The 17,389-nt window shown below is 36.4% G+C and carries 16 protein-coding genes and 3 pseudogenes; 12 read left to right on the forward strand and 7 right to left on the reverse strand.

The window, feature by feature from the left end; genetic code table 11:
* The 3 genes from L652_RS01000000124285 to L652_RS0122110 form a co-directional block, all read left to right on the forward strand.
* Window positions 1–309, forward strand: a 309-nt coding sequence (locus L652_RS01000000124285; RefSeq protein ID WP_033013660.1) for a gamma-glutamyltransferase, incomplete at its 5' end; no start/stop codon positions are given.
* Between the two features lie 142 nt (window positions 310–451).
* A complete protein-coding gene (locus L652_RS0122105; protein ID WP_002962527.1) occupies window positions 452–2,146 on the forward strand; it encodes an NAD-dependent malic enzyme in 1,695 nt (564 codons plus the stop codon).
* 153 nt (window positions 2,147–2,299) lie between these two features.
* Window positions 2,300–3,025, forward strand: a complete 726-nt coding sequence (locus L652_RS0122110) for an SIMPL domain-containing protein (protein WP_024596616.1) — start codon at window positions 2,300–2,302, stop codon at window positions 3,023–3,025.
* 134 nt (window positions 3,026–3,159) lie between these two features.
* Here the strand turns inward: L652_RS0122110 and L652_RS0122115 are convergent, their stop codons facing one another.
* Window positions 3,160–4,506 (reverse strand): DUF2254 domain-containing protein, encoded by a 1,347-nt coding sequence (locus tag L652_RS0122115; RefSeq protein ID WP_024596617.1) that lies wholly within the window; start codon window positions 4,504–4,506, stop codon window positions 3,160–3,162.
* A 152-nt stretch (window positions 4,507–4,658) separates the two neighbouring features.
* On the opposite strand from L652_RS0122115, the gene L652_RS0122120 reads away from it, so the two are divergent.
* The 9 genes and pseudogenes from L652_RS0122120 to L652_RS1000000125220 all read left to right on the forward strand — a co-directional run bounded on the left by L652_RS0122120 (window position 4,659) and on the right by L652_RS1000000125220 (window position 11,243).
* The gene (locus L652_RS0122120; protein WP_002962524.1) at window positions 4,659–5,030 is read left to right on the forward strand and encodes an MAPEG family protein; all 372 of its coding nucleotides are present in this window, start codon (window positions 4,659–4,661) and stop codon (window positions 5,028–5,030) included.
* Between the two features lie 14 nt (window positions 5,031–5,044).
* On the forward strand, window positions 5,045–5,677 hold the full coding sequence (locus L652_RS0122125) for a sulfotransferase (RefSeq protein ID WP_024596618.1): 633 nt from the start codon (window positions 5,045–5,047) through the stop codon (window positions 5,675–5,677).
* Between the two features lie 47 nt (window positions 5,678–5,724).
* The gene (locus L652_RS0122130) at window positions 5,725–6,297 is read left to right on the forward strand and encodes a tRNA-(ms[2]io[6]A)-hydroxylase (protein ID WP_007586685.1); all 573 of its coding nucleotides are present in this window, start codon (window positions 5,725–5,727) and stop codon (window positions 6,295–6,297) included.
* Window positions 6,298–6,517: 220 nt separating this feature from the next.
* Window positions 6,518–6,835, forward strand: coding sequence for a pilus assembly protein N-terminal domain-containing protein (locus L652_RS0122140; RefSeq protein WP_024596619.1), 318 nt, complete (start codon window positions 6,518–6,520; stop codon window positions 6,833–6,835).
* On the forward strand, window positions 6,819–7,091 hold the full coding sequence (locus L652_RS0122145; protein ID WP_024596620.1) for a hypothetical protein: 273 nt from the start codon (window positions 6,819–6,821) through the stop codon (window positions 7,089–7,091). Before L652_RS0122140 ends, L652_RS0122145 begins: the two co-directional genes overlap by 17 nt.
* Window positions 7,088–7,612, forward strand: coding sequence for a hypothetical protein (locus L652_RS1000000125570; RefSeq protein WP_029753284.1), 525 nt, complete (start codon window positions 7,088–7,090; stop codon window positions 7,610–7,612). The genes L652_RS0122145 and L652_RS1000000125570 overlap by 4 nt, the downstream gene beginning before the upstream one ends.
* A gap of 5 nt (window positions 7,613–7,617) precedes the next feature.
* Window positions 7,618–9,957 carry a response regulator gene (locus tag L652_RS1000000124790; RefSeq protein WP_253947729.1) on the forward strand — a complete coding sequence of 780 codons (2,340 nt, stop codon included), beginning with the start codon at window positions 7,618–7,620 and terminating at the stop codon, window positions 9,955–9,957.
* A 219-nt stretch (window positions 9,958–10,176) separates the two neighbouring features.
* A pseudogene (locus L652_RS1000000125575) lies at window positions 10,177–10,404 on the forward strand (response regulator); the annotation flags it as partial.
* 87 nt (window positions 10,405–10,491) lie between these two features.
* Window positions 10,492–11,243 (forward strand): annotated as a pseudogene (locus tag L652_RS1000000125220) (alpha/beta hydrolase).
* A gap of 430 nt (window positions 11,244–11,673) precedes the next feature.
* Here the strand turns inward: L652_RS1000000125220 and L652_RS0122170 are convergent.
* The 6 genes and pseudogenes from L652_RS0122170 to L652_RS0122195 all read right to left on the reverse strand — a co-directional run.
* On the reverse strand, window positions 11,674–12,633 hold the full coding sequence (locus L652_RS0122170; RefSeq protein WP_002960874.1) for a sugar-binding transcriptional regulator: 960 nt from the start codon (window positions 12,631–12,633) through the stop codon (window positions 11,674–11,676).
* A 248-nt stretch (window positions 12,634–12,881) separates the two neighbouring features.
* Window positions 12,882–13,883, reverse strand: a complete 1,002-nt coding sequence (locus tag L652_RS0122175; protein ID WP_024596621.1) for an ABC transporter ATP-binding protein — start codon at window positions 13,881–13,883, stop codon at window positions 12,882–12,884.
* A 10-nt stretch (window positions 13,884–13,893) separates the two neighbouring features.
* Window positions 13,894–14,724 carry a carbohydrate ABC transporter permease gene (locus L652_RS0122180; RefSeq protein WP_024596622.1) on the reverse strand — a complete coding sequence of 277 codons (831 nt, stop codon included), beginning with the start codon at window positions 14,722–14,724 and terminating at the stop codon, window positions 13,894–13,896.
* Window positions 14,725–14,726: 2 nt separating this feature from the next.
* Complete coding sequence (locus tag L652_RS0122185; RefSeq protein ID WP_002960879.1) at window positions 14,727–15,599, reverse strand: sugar ABC transporter permease; 873 nt, start codon at window positions 15,597–15,599, stop codon at window positions 14,727–14,729.
* 146 nt (window positions 15,600–15,745) lie between these two features.
* The gene (locus L652_RS0122190) at window positions 15,746–17,050 is read right to left on the reverse strand and encodes a sugar ABC transporter substrate-binding protein (protein ID WP_007377152.1); all 1,305 of its coding nucleotides are present in this window, start codon (window positions 17,048–17,050) and stop codon (window positions 15,746–15,748) included.
* Window positions 17,051–17,202: 152 nt separating this feature from the next.
* Window positions 17,203–17,389: pseudogene (locus tag L652_RS0122195) on the reverse strand (hypothetical protein); the annotation flags it as partial.

Raw genomic sequence — 17,389 nt, forward strand, 5'->3', positions numbered from 1 at the left:
CGTATCATCGATTACGTTGCACAAGTTGTTGTGGGTGTTATTGACTGGAATTTATCAGCGCAAGACGCCATTAACTTACCGCGTACAACAAATCGTAACGATTACACCAGCCTTGAAAAAGGCACAACCATTGAAGCCATTGCGCCTGCGCTTACTAAACGCGGCCACAATGTACGTATTATTGATTTAAACTCAGGCTTACACGCAGTTGAAGTTAAAAATAATACCTTATATGGTGGCGCTGATCCGCGCCGTGAAGGTGTTGCGTTATCTGATTTAACTGATAATAGCGCCACTATCAAATTTTAAATTATGTATAATATACATGCGGGCAGTGAAGCCCGCATGTATTTTCTCTCAATGGTCTGACTAGCTTAATTGTCGTTGCAATTAAACCTCTAACACTGATAATGACAGATCATAACTTAAGACTCCGTTAAAGCCTGGAAATATGACAACTAATACTGATCCTAACTACTTATATATTCATCATTCTGGCCCTGGCCTAATTGAAACACCGCTATTAAATAAAGGCAGCGCCTTTAGTAAAAAAGAACGCGAAAATTTCAATCTTGCTGGTTTACTTCCTCCTCGCTTTGAAACAATAGAAGAGCAAGTTGAGCGTTGTTATCAGCAGTATTCTAGCTTTACCGACAACCTTAATAAGCATATTTACTTACGTGCGATTCAAGATAACAACGAAACACTTTACTACCGTTTAGTGCGTGACCACCTTGAAGAAATGATGCCAATCATTTACACACCGACAGTGGGCGATGCTTGTGAAAAATTCTCTGACATTTATCGCAGCGCACGTGGTTTATTTATTTCGTATGAAGATCGCTATCAAATTGACGACATTTTACGCAACGCTACCAAAGGTAAAGTAAAAGTTATTGTTGTAACCGATGGCGAGCGTATTTTAGGCCTTGGCGATCAGGGTATTGGTGGCATGGGTATTCCAATTGGTAAATTGTCACTTTACACAGCGTGTGGTGGTATAAGCCCAGCATACACATTGCCTGTAATGCTCGATGTGGGTACTAATAACGAAAAGCTTTTAAACGATCCTATGTACATGGGCGCACGCCATAAGCGAATTGCTCAAGACGAATATGATGAGTTTTTAGATTTATTCATTAAAGCGGTTAAACGTCGCTGGCCAAATGTATTACTTCAGTTTGAAGATTTTGCACAGCCAAATGCAATGCCATTACTTAAGCGCTACCGCAATGAAATTTGTAGCTTTAACGATGACATTCAAGGTACTGCGGCTGTAACGGTCGGTTCTTTACTTGCTGCGTGTCGTGTTAAAAATTCAACCCTAAGCCAGCAAAAAGTAGTTTTTGTGGGTGCAGGCTCTGCTGGTTGTGGTATTGCTGAACAAATTATTAGCCAAATGGTTTTTGAAGGTATTTCAGAAGCACAAGCGCGTAGCCAAGTATTTATGGTTGACCGTTTTGGTTTGCTTAGTGAGGGTATGGAAGGCTTACGCGATTTCCAACAAGCACTTGCACAACCTACAGGCTCGTTAAGTGATTGGACGTACAGCGGCGAGTACGCATCACTTCTGGATGTTATGCACTGTGCTGAGCCTGACATTTTGATTGGTGTTTCTGGTCAACCTGGCTTATTTACAGAACAAGTAATACGCGCTATGCATGCCGGTTGTGAACAGCCAATTATTTTCCCATTAAGTAATCCATCTAAGCAAGTAGAAGCGCATCCTGCTGATGTGATTAAGTGGACTGACGGTAAAGCACTTGTTGCCACAGGTAGCCCATTTGATCCTGTTGAGTACAATGGCGAAACGTTCCCAATCCCACAATGTAACAACAGTTATATTTTCCCGGGTATTGGTTTAGGGGTTATTGCCGCTAAAGCGACACGCATTACAGATGCAATGTTAAGTGTATCTAGCGAAATGCTTGCAGAGTCGTCGCCGCGTGCAAACACAGGTAAAGGTAGTTTATTACCAGCCTTGACTGAAATTGAAACGCTAAGTAAACGTATTGCATTTGCCATCGCTAAAAAGGCAATCGAAGAGGGCGTTGCTCTTGAGATTACGGATGATGCGTTATGGGCAGCAATCGACAAAAATTACTGGTTACCAAAATACCGTAACTATAAACGTTGTAGTGTTTAATTAGGTTTATAAGTAATTAAAAATAAATAACGTTGTAGGCACAGTTACAATGCTTAACAAAAAACAGGCAATTGCCTGTTTTTTGTGCTTGTTCATATTTAATTAACCACGTACGGTGTTTACTTGCTTTTATATAATTAAAGGATCGACTTAATGAAAACACTGACTCTTGTTTTAGGTAGTGCACTGGCTTTAAACGTACTTAGCTTTGATGCACTTGCGGCAGCGACTCCCGATGCTCCTCATATTTATGTTAAGGGCGAAGCGACTCTTACTACAATGCCAGATTACGTACAGCTTAGTGTAGGTATTACCGAAGTTGATAAAGACTTAATTGCTGCTAAAAATAAAACCGACTTAACTATCGCCAAGGCAATTAAGCTCGTAAAAGAGATTGGTGTTAAAGAGGGAGATATAAACGCAGGGCAAATTTCAATAAACCGTGATAGCCAATACAACCGCACTACCGGTAATCAAGAATTTAAAGGCTTTAAGGTTTCTCGTACGTTAACAGTAAAACTCAGCGATATAAATAAATACCCTGAGTTACTACAAAGCTTAGTTAACAACGGTATTAACGAAATTAATCAAACGCAATTTTTAGCAAGCAACTACAACGAGCTGCATAAAAAAGCGCAAAAGTTAGCAATTAAAGACGCACGGGATGCTGCAAAAGAGTTTAGTGAGGATTATGACGTTGATTTAAAAGGATTATACAGCGCGTCACTAAGTCCACTCAATGTGCAGTCGCAGCCTTATATGCGCGCAGAAAAAGTAATGATGGCTGATAGCGCACCAAGTAACTATGTACCTGATGCCTACCATGCTGGAGAGATTAAAGTAACAGCCTCAAGCTATGCTGTGTACTACATAGATTAAAATATAGGTTCTTCCTAGGGACGATTAACTCTATGTTGCTCGGTTTTTACTTAGCCCACTAGGTTACAAACCTCGCGCCGCGATTTAATCGCCCCTAGATTGAACAAATTTCAATCCAAATAATTCAACACGCCCTAGTGGTGCTCAAAACGTGCCACCAACTTCTCACCTTGCTCTTGGCTGATACGCGCTATAGAGTTGAGCATATTAGTCACTTCGCGTCTGTCGTATTCATTAGTTACATGCTCATTTATGTCATCAACAATCGCATTTAAATAATTAAATAAACTGTTTCGTGCATCGGTATCTTTATGGGCTACAAACAAAATATTTTTGAATGCCTCAAGCACGTTTGTCATTACGTATGCATCGCCTTTGGCGTAATTACGCAGCGGTGTAAAGTTGTCATGTAATAACTCATCAAAGCTTGTTTCATGAAGGTACAACAATGGGGCATTATCACTGTGCTTAAACGAGTAGTTAATATCGTTAATTGAAAGTCGTTGAATAAGTAAAATACTCAGCATATCAATTGATTTAACCGCAGTACCGGGATCGTTGATACCTGGACTCATTGCCTTAACTGCAATTTCTGATATTTGCGTTAATCCATAACGGTAATGATCGCTAATGTACTCTTCTATATAAAAAATAAAGCAGTCGAGAATTTTATTAATCAGCTCTTCATCGTTTGCTATCTCTTTATTACATTTTAAAAACGGGTAACCTTTAACTGTAAAATAGCCTTGGTTTACAGATATATACACCTTTATATCTTGCTCAGCCAAAATGGCACACAGCTTATCGGTATGTACGCCTTTATAATATCCTTCTGTTTTACTGCTAACCGAATGCCATTTGCTAAAGTCTGGAAAGTCCTCAACTGGGTCCTCTTGTTGTCTTTGTATTATTGTTTTAATTTCGTTTTTAGTTTGGCTAAACAAGCCATTTAACACGTTATCAACTTGAATAGCACGTGAGATTGAGTGTATAAAAAATACAAACAAACCTAATGAAATCAATCCAAAAACAAGTGCAAACAACACACCTATTGAAGGAATTGCCGTACTGCCACCATCAAGCTTATTAATATTTATAAGCATAATAATAGAGTAAATTATGCTGCCTAAATAAAACCCCAAAACCATTTGGTGTGATTTGCGCGTAATAAGCCCTGGCACTACGCGGGGCGATAAACTCGCGCTGGCTGAATTTAAAACCACCATTACCATCGAAAAACTAAACACGGTAAGCGAAATAATACTCCCCGCTAAAGTGCTTAGAATAGTCCGCGCGTTTTCGGCGCTATCTACAAGTACAACCGATATAAACGATTTTAGCTGCTCAACAGGGGCTAAATATTCAACCGACATTGTAATAATGGCAAATAACAAAAAGCCCACTGAAAGCATCGAAGGGTAAAAGCCAATACTGTTAATCATTTCACGGTAACTGTCGGCTACTTTACGAGGTACAAACATAAAATCCTTATGTATTTTCTACTAACTTAATACCTCTAGCTTAGCATAGGCAATTATTAAACTTCTGATAATGCTGCTCAAATTTATGTGTTATTATCACGCCCACAATAATAGAGCGCATATTTATGCGATAAAAATAACAGGAAAACGCCGTGATCATTTCAACTTATGCTGCATTACTCGCATTCTTTTACATTTATTTAAGCTTTAACGTAATAAAAGTGCGCCGTGCGGAGCAAATATCGCTTGGTGATAACGGTAATGCAACGCTACAACGTGCTGTGCGTGCCCACGCAAATTTTATGGAATACGTGCCATTTGCTTTAATTTTGCTTTTTTTAGCAGAGTACCAAGGGCTTGCTAGCCATTACTGCCATATATTAGGTGGTGCGTTATTAGTAGGGCGTGTGTTTCAAAATTTAGGCATAGTAGAAAAAAGCCTTAAATATCGCCAAATTGGTACTATTACTACATTTTTAGTCATGATTATCAGCGCCTTTGTATTACTAGTAACACGCGGCTAATTATAGAAAAGTTAATGAGCAAAATATTTATAATAGGTTTACCACGTACCGGCACAACTAGTGTGTGCCATGCATTTTTAGAACTTGGCATTACAACAGCGCATACCGCGTATACTAATGCCTGTTTTGAAAATGCCAGCGCAATTGCTGACACTCCCATATTTAACGATTTTAAAGCGCTTGATATTCATTATCCTGACTCTAAGTTTATTTATTTAGAGCGCGAACTTGGTGCATGGCTTGTATCAATAAAACAGCTTTTAACGCGTATGCACACTAATTTAACCCGTGCAGACGGGGGCTTTAATATTCATATAAAGCGCTGTTATTTAAATACGTTTAGTGAGCTTTCGCTTAATAATATTAGCGACGATAGTTACTTAGCTCACTGCTACGAAACACATTTTAACGATGCTCACACGTACTTTAAGAATCGTGACAACGATTTTTTATCCATTGATATAGCAAAGCCCGATAGCTACAAAAAACTATGCGATTTTTTAGCATTAAAAAGTGACAAAGCTGATTTTGAAAAAATGAATATGGGCGGTAAAGTCACCGCATGGAACGATATCAAACACCCGCTAAAAGTTGAATCCACCGCTAAAGGGCGCATAGATAAATTGCTGCCTTACAAGATTTTTTAAAACAAATACGTTAAAATCCCCGCATTATTATTTGAGTTGTACAGAACATGTTTGAATTAAAATACCACACCCCATTTGAATGGACCGAAGTTGTCCTTGCTGACTTTAATACTTTTTTACAAGATCATGCCGCTGCAGAAAAAAAAGCATCGGGTATGGCTATGTCTATGCTTTCACATTACCCAGACAAACGTAAATTAGTAAAAGCCATGACCGACTTAGCATTAGAAGAATTAATACACTTTAAACAAGTGCTTAAGTTACTTTTAGAGCGCGATGTAAACTTAGGTGACGACAAAAAAGATCCGTACATAAAACAAATACGTGCACTGTTTAGACATGGTCGTGATGGTTTTTTAATGGACCGATTACTGGTTGGCGGTGTAATTGAAGCACGTGGCCACGAGCGTTTTTCTTTAGTTGCACAAGCACTTCCTGAGGGTAAAGAAAAAGATTTTTATGTTGCTATTGCTAAGTCAGAAGAAAAACATAAAAACCTATTTGTAGAACTAGCTTACGAATACTTTGAAAAAGAAGAAGTTGATGTTCGCCTAGAAGAGCTGCTTATAGCTGAAGCTAAAATCTGTGAAAGCATCCCGTTTACAGCCGCTTTGCATTAATTAAAACTAGCGTAAAGCGTATTTTCACTCGCTTTGCGCCACACACCTCTGCTCTTATTTCTTTGTTAACCTCTTCATGAATTGTTGATTTGCAATTTGCAATTTGCGAATCAAAATAATAAAAAACACGTTTATACATCTTAATCCACTGATTATAAATATAAAAAACCTTGGTCTCATACTTGCTACCTATACAGTAAGCAAATTGAGGGAAAGGCTTATGTTAAAATTTATTTTTATACTATTACTAATATCTTTTACCGCTATGGGCAGTGAAAGTCATTTAGATTATATAGAAAATGCAAATGGTGAGCGGGTACAAAAAGTATCGCACTTAGTTAAATGGACGCATACTCGCTTTGTGTTTACCCGTGATATTTCTCGTATTGCACTTGGCCACGAAACAACGCTTGATGTGAACGTGGTTAATGGTCGCGAGCTACTAATTTTAGCTAAAAAGTTGGGCCGTACATCTATGATGGTGTGGTACGACGATAAAAGCTCGGAAACATTTCACTATTTTGCAAACCACATTTGAGCTGGTCGGTATCGATTTAGTAAATAACCTTATCATTAGTGAAACACTGAGCTTAATAGGGATTGAGCCAGGTATTACATATTGCAAAACATCACTTAATTTAGTTAATGCAGAACAAGTAATTAATATCACCACAGGCAAACCTGCTCTTAGTAGTTTAACGCCACCATTTAAAGTTTTACTGCCAGTACATAGCGGCCAAAACAGTACAACGTGGATACATACTCCCCCAAAAGGGGAAGGAGAACGTCAATGAACGCCTCAAATATATTTACCTCACATGCTAATTTAGCAGATACACCAACTGATGAAATATCAACAGAAATTAAAGAAACGCTAACGCTACTAAAACAGTTTTATGATGTTCCAATTGTTAAATTTATCGATTTTAGAGAGGTTTATTCAGAGCAGTTAATAACCTGCAACGATAAAGAAAGTGTCGAAAATGAGTTATTAAGCTATCAACAACGCTGCACACAAGAAAAACTATATTTATTTGAAGATACCTTTTTTGATGATGTATCAAACAACACGCACAAATTAATTCGTTTTTATGCACAATATCCAATTTATAGTGTCACTAATAAATTCATTGGCGTAGTGCTGATGGCTGATTTAGCACCTAAAACATTAATAGGTTCACAAAAAAATCAGTTTATTTCATTTGCTCAATTATTGCAGACACAGTTAAATAAAAATTCAGATTCAGTAAGTAATCAAAGTACTAATCCTGTGAAAAAAATTATGGGGAAAAGTATATTCATGTATTTAGTTTAGCGCCCGTGGCATTCTTAATTGCATTAGTATTATGCTCATTCACTGCATTACTGCTTTATACTATAGAAAAAAAGGAGCTGCAAAGTAATTACAATGAACAAACTCAGCAATTACGTAAAACGTTATTTAATGCTCTAGAGCGATTTGATAATCAAGGATTATATATATCACAAAAAGATTTAGTTATCGCAGGCTTTTTACAAAGCCAAAATAGCTATACAAAAGAGCAGCTTAATGATTTAGTACAGAGTCAGGTTTCACAAAGCTTAACTTATAAAGGGTATGTTGTGTTTGATTCTGAGTATAACCAACTTGCACTTTGGTCAAAAAATAATTTTGATTTAGCCGCGTATGGATTTAAAAACTGGTTAGAAAAATTCAATAATAGAGCGAATAAACAAGCAGTAGAAGTATTTACTGTTGCAGATACGGCCTTCTTAATTTCTGAAATAAATATTAAACAAGGCTCTATTTATACACTTACAGCATTTGATTTAAGTAAGTTTTTAAAAGCCGTTATTGGTAAATTAAACACTGAAAATTATAACGTTTTTATAGCAACACCACAGTTTACTTTAGGAAAACAAGGAGAAGTAAACCCCAGTATAATTAAAAATAGTATTAGCGCTTTGAGCAGTCGTTTTCCACCTACTTGGCGTTTACATGTGCAACCAATGAATAAAATAGTACGTCCACAAATAACTAAATATATCCTAATTAGATTAGGACTGATCGCCTTTTGTGTATTCGCATTCGTGTACTATTTTTTACGTTTGCCTAGGCGTTTACACAATGAAATAAAACAAAAAAATCAGTTAATACTTAATAGGGAAGAGCTATTTTCAAGTTCTCTTGATGCATTGCCACATGGGTTTGCTATTTTTAATAGCCACGAATTTCCTGTGATTACTAACAATGCATTTAATCTTTTATTTCCACAGGTGAATAAACAAAACAGTCAGCTATCGTATAGCCAGCTGATAAGTATTGCGCAACAGCATAATATTATAAATCATTACCATGAGCATCATAAGCTTGATGATGATCGTAACCAATTAATAGATATAGGTTTTACAGACGGGAAGTGGATAACTGTATTACAAAGACATACAGATTTTAATGGTTTTGTTTGCTACTTTAGAGATGATACAGAGGCACATCAAAAAGAATGTTTACTCGCTGATGTTCTCGAAAAATCTAAACAGACAAATCAATTAAAAGAAAAATTTGTTTCAAGGCTTAGTCGTCAATTAAAAACGCCTTTATCATCTTTAAAGTCATTAATTGAAATATCAAAAGATCCTATAAGCTTTAACGAATTTAAAAACAATGTAGGGAATATTTCTGATGTGTGCGACCAGCTTGAAAGTGTGATTCAACAGCTCGTAAATATAAATAAATCAGAGATAGGTAAGTTAAAGCTTCAAGCCAAAAACGTAAATCTAAAGAAACTGATCAATAATAACATGTCAATTTTAACGAAAGAGGCTGAAAATAATAAAATAGTTTTGAAAAATAATATTACATCAGAGTTAACGGTAGCAAGCGATGAAAAGTTAATTTCTCAACTGGTTATTCAGTTAGTTACTGAGGTTTTGGATTCATCAAATAATATAACGCTTTCAATTGACGCTCAGATTAAAAAAGAAAGTACTCGTAATTACTTAAACCTCGACTTTTCATTAAGTAATTTAATCAACACTAACCATTTTATAACTGAACTTAAAAGCATTTCGGGTGATAATATAACACGCTTTATAGATGATAAAGACTTATTATTAGAGTTAAAGTTTTTTATCTCGATATTTAAAATGCTTGGTGGGAAAGCGATAATTATTAGCAGTAATGCAAATAAAACGACGATATCACTTTCTATATTGGTAAACCTAGCGAGTAAACAAAACAAAGATGATGAACAAGAAGTATTAAACAGTCCATTAATAACTACCGATTTAGTAAATATTAATCCATTAACTAATGAAGAACAAAACACGCTATTACTGGTTGATGACGATCCACTGGTTGAAATTGTTATTAGGGCAATGCTAAAAAATGAGAGCATTAAAATAGATTACGCGCGCAGTGCTATAGAAGCAATGTTAATGGTATCTCAAAACAGTTACGACATTATTTTAATGGACATAGTAATGCCAGAATTATCAGGAACTGATGCTATGTTAAAAATTAAAAAACACAGTGATAATTCTAAAACTAAAATAATTGCACATACATCGACACCCGATCCAGAATCTAAATATGTAAACCAGGGCTTTGATGACATGCTATTAAAACCTGTAAAACAAGGCATATTAATAAACCAAATAGCACGTATTTTAAAAAGATAGGCCGCTATACCAACCGCCTTAATGTAGATTTTATGTAACGATAAAATATTAATGCCGGTTGGTGTTACATATAGCGTAATATATTCGAGGTAAAAAATGAAAAAAACGATTGAAGATACGATGGAAGTTATCGGATTTAATACAGTAAAACCTATAAATAAAACTACACGACTGCTTTTAGTCGATGATGATTTACTAATAGAAATTGTAATAAGAAAAATGCTTAAAGAAGAAAACATATTAATAGATTTTGCATCCAGTGCAATAGAGGCGCTATTAATGGTTTCTCAAAATATTTACGATATTATTTTAATGGACATAGTCATGCCACAGTTTACGGGCACCGACGCAATGCTAAAAATAAGAAAGCACGCTGATGCATCAGCAACGAAAATTATTGCGCATACATTTAGTGAAAACGAAAATAGTAATAATAAATATATAAAGCTTGGGTTTAATGGTTTGTTATTAAAGCCAGTTAAGCAAGGTGTATTAATTGAAAAAGTAGAAGGTCATCAAATTACTTATCAAGAAATGGGACAAGGTACACCTTTATTATTGATACACGGTATTCCGACTAATAAATTTTTATGGCGAAATGTGATGCCAAACTTGCATCAAAATATCGGGTAATAGCACCAGATATGCCAAGTAACACTGATGTATCTATAAATGCGCAATGTAGAATAATGTGTAAGTTTATAGAAGAGCTCGGTATTTCTAAAGTTAATATTGCTGCACATGATATTGGTGGTGGTGTTGCTCAATTAATGGCTGTAAATCATCCGGATAAAGTAAACGGGTTGGTTTTACTTGATATTGATAGTGTATGTTTTGATTCTTGGCCAATACCAGAATTTGAACCTTTACTAGAACCAGGCGTAGAAGAAAAAACATCTGTAGATGAATTTGTTGATACATTAAGAGATTTCATGCCCAAAGGTGTCTACGACTCGAACGTAATGACTGAAGAGTTGATGAAAATATACTTAACACCATGGAGTAATGAAAAAGGAAAAGCCGCTTTATTTAGTAACATGCGCAGGCTCAATAAAGAATATACCGAAGCTATTACAGGCGATCTTAAAAGCTTACCTCATGAAGCACTCATATTATGGGGTGAAGAAGACAAATTTCAAAAGCCAAAGTATGCACCAATGTTAGAAGAAGCAATTCCAAATTCGTCATTGGTTTGAATAGATAAAGCCGCACATTGGGTTATTGATGAACATCCAGATAAAGTGTCTGAGCTTATTAGTGATTTTATGAATGATAAATTATTCTAGTGAATTACTAGGATAATTTAAAATCTATTTATTTCAATATGTTAAGTTTTATTGCATAAAGTAGCGAATAGGCAATCAGTGTAATACCGCTTGATTATATTAATAACCAAGCGGTATTTTTATATGTTTAAGTAACAAATAGCGAAAAGAGGCAAAACATTAATTTTTAAAATAAGTAGGTTTAAGTAGGTTAATGCTTATTAAATAGTCAAAATATCGCGTTTATACGTTAATTCATGAAGGTGAGTAACTTAGTTATGTATTTATTTACCCTATTTAACATAATATAAATTATAGGTAGTTAATGTATATATAGAAAGAGCGCTTAAATGCGCCCTTGCTATGTCCAATACTAGACGGTATCGGACATTAAGTGTTTTTATTACAATAACTAGTATTACTAATACAGATACTTTATTTATCAATTTGTTTAATCAATACTAAGTAAACGCTCAGCTGTATATTCGTTAGTAATTAATCCACTGATCATGTTTGACCTTACTGCGCCCAAAATGGCTAACACTTTTTCTTCACCAGCAGCTATCGCATAAATCTGTTTGTTAGCATTTGTTTTTAATGGCGTACTTGCTACACGCTGATTAACTGTGCAATCTAAAAGCTTACCGTTTTTATCAAACACCCAACTAATCATTTCACCAACAGCACCAAGATCTTGTAGCTCTTTAAGTTCTTGCGCATCAATAAAACCATCTATATGTAATGGCGACTTTTCACCTAAGCTACCAATACCCACAAATGTTACATCGGCATCTTTAGCGAGTTTTAAATTACCGGTAATATTTTGTTGTGCGTGTAACTGTTCTTTTTCTTCAATGCTTCTTGGTAAAACTGGCAATGGCATTGGATAATGTTTTGCATTAGTGTGTTCGGCCATTCTTACTACAACATCATAAGGTGAAGCCGATCCATCCAAAGCCATATTACCTAGCATGGCTACAATTTTATGTTGCGGACAATCAACAGTTCTTAGCTCATCCACACATGAACGTAAAACTCGACCGGTTCCCATAGCAAGTACTTTGGGTTGTTCTGATTTTAGATGACGTTCTATTTCTGCCGCGCCAGCTTGAGCCAAACCTAATGTAGATGAAGGTTCAGATGGATCGCTCGGTACAACTTCACACGAATCTAACCCAAAACGGCTTTTTAATTTTTCAGCTAAATCCATACATTTGGCAATCGGGTGGTCAAGTCTAACTTTAATTAATCCTTGGCTCACAGATAATGCGACCATTCTTTGTGCAGATTGACGAGATATATTTAGTTTTTTAGCAATTTCATCTTGTGTGTTACCGCCAACATAATATAACCACCCTGCTCTGGCTGCATCATCTAGCTTTCTAATTTCTGTATTTGATAGCTTTACCACGTAAACCTCTTAAAATAGAAGGAAAACTAAGTCCTTATTTTTATTACATAATTTTAATTATATGTGCTGCTATATAAATTATTTTATTAATTTTGGAGTATCTATTTATCAATAACGTTTTTGTTATTTATAGTTGTAAATATACCATTCCTTAATAAAAAATACCTAGGTTTCATAGGATTATGTAATTAGAATTTAGTTAATAGCACCTTTATAAAGGTGCTATTTAAGGTAATTAAAGATTGGCTCTAGAGAATTGTTAAACCGTTATTATCAAACTTTAATACTTTATCAGCCGGTGCGCTTAGGTAAATACTATCGCCATATTTTAACGGACAATCACCATCTGCTTTTACTGTTACGGTCCCTTTGCCTTCAATATTTATATGTAAAAAGCTCTCCGATCCTAAATGCTCAATTACACCTACAGTTCCAGCCCAAGTACCTTGCTCAGTAGAGAGTGTTATATGCTCTGGTCGTATACCAATACAGCTAACATTCGCATCTTCATTTTGTGGAGCATCTATAAAATTCATTTTTGGCGAACCAATAAAACCAGCTACAAATTTGTTTACAGGATTTTTATAAAGCTCTAAAGGTGTGCCTACCTGTTCAATAATACCGGCATTAAATACCGCGATTCTATCTGCCATTGTCATAGCTTCAACCTGATCGTGCGTAACATAAATCATTGTTGTAGCTAAACTTTTATGTAATTCAGATATTTCTAAACGCATATTTACACGTAGTGACGCATCAAGATTTGAAAGCGGTTCATCAAATAAAAATGCCGAAGGCTGACGAACAATTGCGCGCCCTATCGCTACACGCTGGCGCTGCCCGCCCGATAATTGCCCTGGCTTTCGTTCTAAATAATCGGTCAAATTAAGAATTTTAGCGGCGTTAGCAATTTTACTTTCGATTTCTGCAGGGCTAACTTTGGCTCTTTTTAAAGGAAAAGCAATATTGTTACGCACGGTCATATGCGGATATAACGCGTAGGATTGAAACACCATTGCTAAGCCTCTTTTTGCAGGTGGTGTTTTTGTAGCGTCAATGCCGTCAATTTCTATATTACCACTGGTGGTATCTTCAAGCCCTGCGATCATACGAAGTAATGTAGATTTACCACAGCCTGATGGCCCAACAAATACGATAAACTCACCGTCTTTAATTTCTAAGTCGAGTGGTTTAATTACGTTAACTTCATCAAAGTTTTTAGTGACTTGTTTTAGTGTGATGCTGCCCATGTGTATTCTCCTATTTTACTGCGCCGAAACTTAATCCACGCACTAATTGTTTTTGACTAAACCAACCAAGTATTAAAATTGGCACAATGGCCATGGCAGATGCTGTCGATAACTTAGCGTAAAATAACCCCTCAGGGCTTGAGTAACTGGCAATAAATGCCGTTAAAGGTGCAGCATTTGCAGCGGTTAAAATAAGTGTCCAAAATGCTTCGTTCCACGACAAAATAACATTTAACAATAGCGTTGAGGCTATACCCGGTAAGGCTATTGGTAATAAAAAATGAAATATTTCTTCTCCAATTGTTGCGCCATCCATACGTGAAGCTTCAAGTATTTCTTTTGGTATTTCTCTAAAGTAGGTGTACAGCATCCATACCATTATTGGTAAGTTAATAAGTGTCATTACAATTACTAAACCTAATTTTGTATCGAGTAGCGCAAAGTCTCGAAACAATAAATAAATCGGAATAAGTACCCCTACTGGCGGTAACATTTTGGTAGAAAGCATCCACATTAATAAATGCTTAGTTTTTTTAGTTTGCACAAACGCCATAGACCACGCAGCAGGTACAGCAATTAATAACCCCAGTAAACTTGAACCTAGCGATATAACTACAGAGTTCCAAAAATGGTTAAAGTATGGCGAACGCGACAGTACATCTCGGTAATTTTCGAGTGTCCAATCGAATGCATATAAGCTTGGACTTGCTGAAATTGCTTCAGCTTCCGTTTTAAAGCTGGTGATTAACGTCCATAAAATTGGAAAGAAAATCATGCCGCTTATTGTCCATGCAGCAATGGTATAAATTAGTTTGGAACGACTGCTATCTTTTATAGTCATAATTAACCCTCCAAGTTTTTGCCAATTAAGCGCATTAAAAATATAGCGACAATATTTGCAATTATTACTGCAACTATGCCCCCTGCCGAACCGCCACCTACATCAAATTGAAGTAGTGATTGCGTGTAAATTAAGTACGTTATATTGGTAGACGAATAACCAGGACCACCACTTGTTGTAACTAATATTTCGGCAAAAATTGACAGTAAAAATATAGTTTCGATTAAAATAACAGCGGTTACAGCGCGCGATAAGTGCGGCAAAACGATGTAAAAAAACTTACTAAATGGCCCAGCTCCGTCTAAATCAGCCGCTTCTAATTGTTCACGGTCTAATGATTGTATTGCTGTTAGCAGTATTAATGCTGCAAATGGTAACCACTGCCAAGACACAATTATGATGATTGAAAATAGCGGCATTTGAGCAAAAAAGTCGATAGGTTCAAAGCCAAGCCAAATCGCGAAATGTGCAAATAAGCCATTAACTGGGTTCATTAGCATGTTTTTCCATACTAATGCCGACACAGTTGGCATTACAAAAAATGGGGCTAGTACCATAATACGAACGTAATTTCGTCCCCATATTGCTTGGTCTAGTAAAATAGCTAAGCCAATACCACCACAAATAGTGATAAGTAAAACCCCAGTTACTAGGTAAAGCGTGTTAAAAAATGATTCAAAAAAAGCCGGATCAGTTAGGAAAAATTCATAGTTTAAAAAGCCTACAAACTCTTTATCCCCTGGAACGAGTAAGTTGTAATCAATAAATGAGAAATACAGTGTCATACACAGCGGAACTATCATCCAAGCAAGTAATAAAATTACACTAGGAAGAAGCATAAACCGAGCAAGCGTGCGCGAGTTAGTTGTTGCCATAAAGGTGACCTTAAAAAAGCCAATTCTATTTACTTGTTAACTATCAAGTGAAAATCAGAAACCCTTGATAGTGTTTATAACTAACAAGTAAATAGAATTGACATAAAATATTGGGTAAGTTTGAGTACTTACCCGCCCATTACATGCTATTTAGGATAGCGAGCTTTACGCATTGTTCGCTCAACGAGGTGCTGAGACGTACTAAGCGCTTGCTTAACGGTCATTTGGCCAGTTAATGCTGCTGAAAATTGTTGCCCAACAGCTGTACCAATTCCTTGAAACTCAGGAATAGCAACAAACTGAATACCTACATAAGGCACTGGTTTAACTGTCGGATTTTTAGGATCTGCAGATTGAATAGAATCTAAAGTAATTTGCGCAAACGGTGCTGCGTCCATGTACTTTTGATTACTGTAAAGTGATTTACGTGTACCTGGCGGTACTTTTGCCCAACCTTTTTTATCGGCTACAAGTTGTGTGTATTCTTTAGATGTTGCCCAGCTAATAAATTTCATTGCGGCATCTGGTTTTTTGCTGCTTGCCGGTACGGCTAAAGTCCAAGACCATAACCAGTTACCGCGTTTACCTAGACCGTTATCTGGCGCAAGTGCAAACCCTACTTTATCGGCAACTTCTGAATCTTTTTTGTTAGTAACAAATGCGCCTGCAACGGTTGCATCAATCCAAATACCACATTTTCCGGTTTGAAAAAGTGCAAGGTTTTCATTAAAACCGTTTGCAGATGAACCAGCAGGACCAGATTCTTTCATCACATCGACATAATACTGAAGGGTATTTTCCCACTCTGGGGTATTAAACTGAGGTTTCCAATTTTCATCAAACCAACGCGCACCAAACGAATTTGCCATGGATGTAATAAGCGCAACGTTTTCGCCCCAACCTGCTTTACCACGTAGACAAAGGCCATAAACACCTTCTTTTTTATCTGTCATCGCTTTAGCAGCTTTGCGTATAAAGTCCCATGTTGGGGCTTTAGGCATTGTCAGCCCTGCTTTTTCCATTAAGTCAGTGCGGTACATAACCATTGAGCTTTCGCCATAAAATGGCGCAGCATAAAGCTTGTCGTTAATCGTTAAACCGCTTCGAATTGCCGGAATTAAATCGTCTAAATCGTAGTTTTCACCTAAATTATCCAGCTCTTTTAGCCAATTTTGCTTGCCCCAAATTGGTACTTCATAAGTACCTATGGTCATAACATCGTATTGGCCGCCCTTTGTTGCAACATCGGTTGTGACACGTTGGCGAAGAATGTTTTCCTCTAGAGTAACCCATTTTAGATCTATATCCGGGTTTTGGCTGGTAAAGTCACTGCTTAATTCTTTCATGGTGATCATGTCACCATTGTTAACAGTCGCTATTGTGATTGTTTCTTTTGCCGCAGCGCCCATGCTTATAAAGCCACACGCGAGCATAATTAATTTATTTTTCATCGGGTATTCCCCATACACGTTATGTTTTAACAAGTGCTATTAAATTTCAATCTATTACCAATTATATTTATGGCAGTTTTAACGCATAAAACTGCCCGCAAAGTGCCTTTTTAGGTCCTTTGTTTAAATAGTTAGACTAGTTGGATAATGATTTAAAATTTAACAGATATTTCAGAAGTGAAGCCGTCAAATCCTTTACCGATTTGGCCGCCCGAATTAACACCTTCTTCTTGGTTAACATACTCAACTTTTAAAAGCGTTTTATCGTTAAACCAGTAACCTGCGGCTACTTGAATACGCTCTACTGTGTTGTCTGTTTGTTCAATTAAGTCGGAAGTG

The sequence above is a fragment of the Pseudoalteromonas sp. TB25 genome (genome assembly GCF_000497995.1).
In the GTDB taxonomy this organism is placed as follows: domain Bacteria; phylum Pseudomonadota; class Gammaproteobacteria; order Enterobacterales; family Alteromonadaceae; genus Pseudoalteromonas; species Pseudoalteromonas distincta.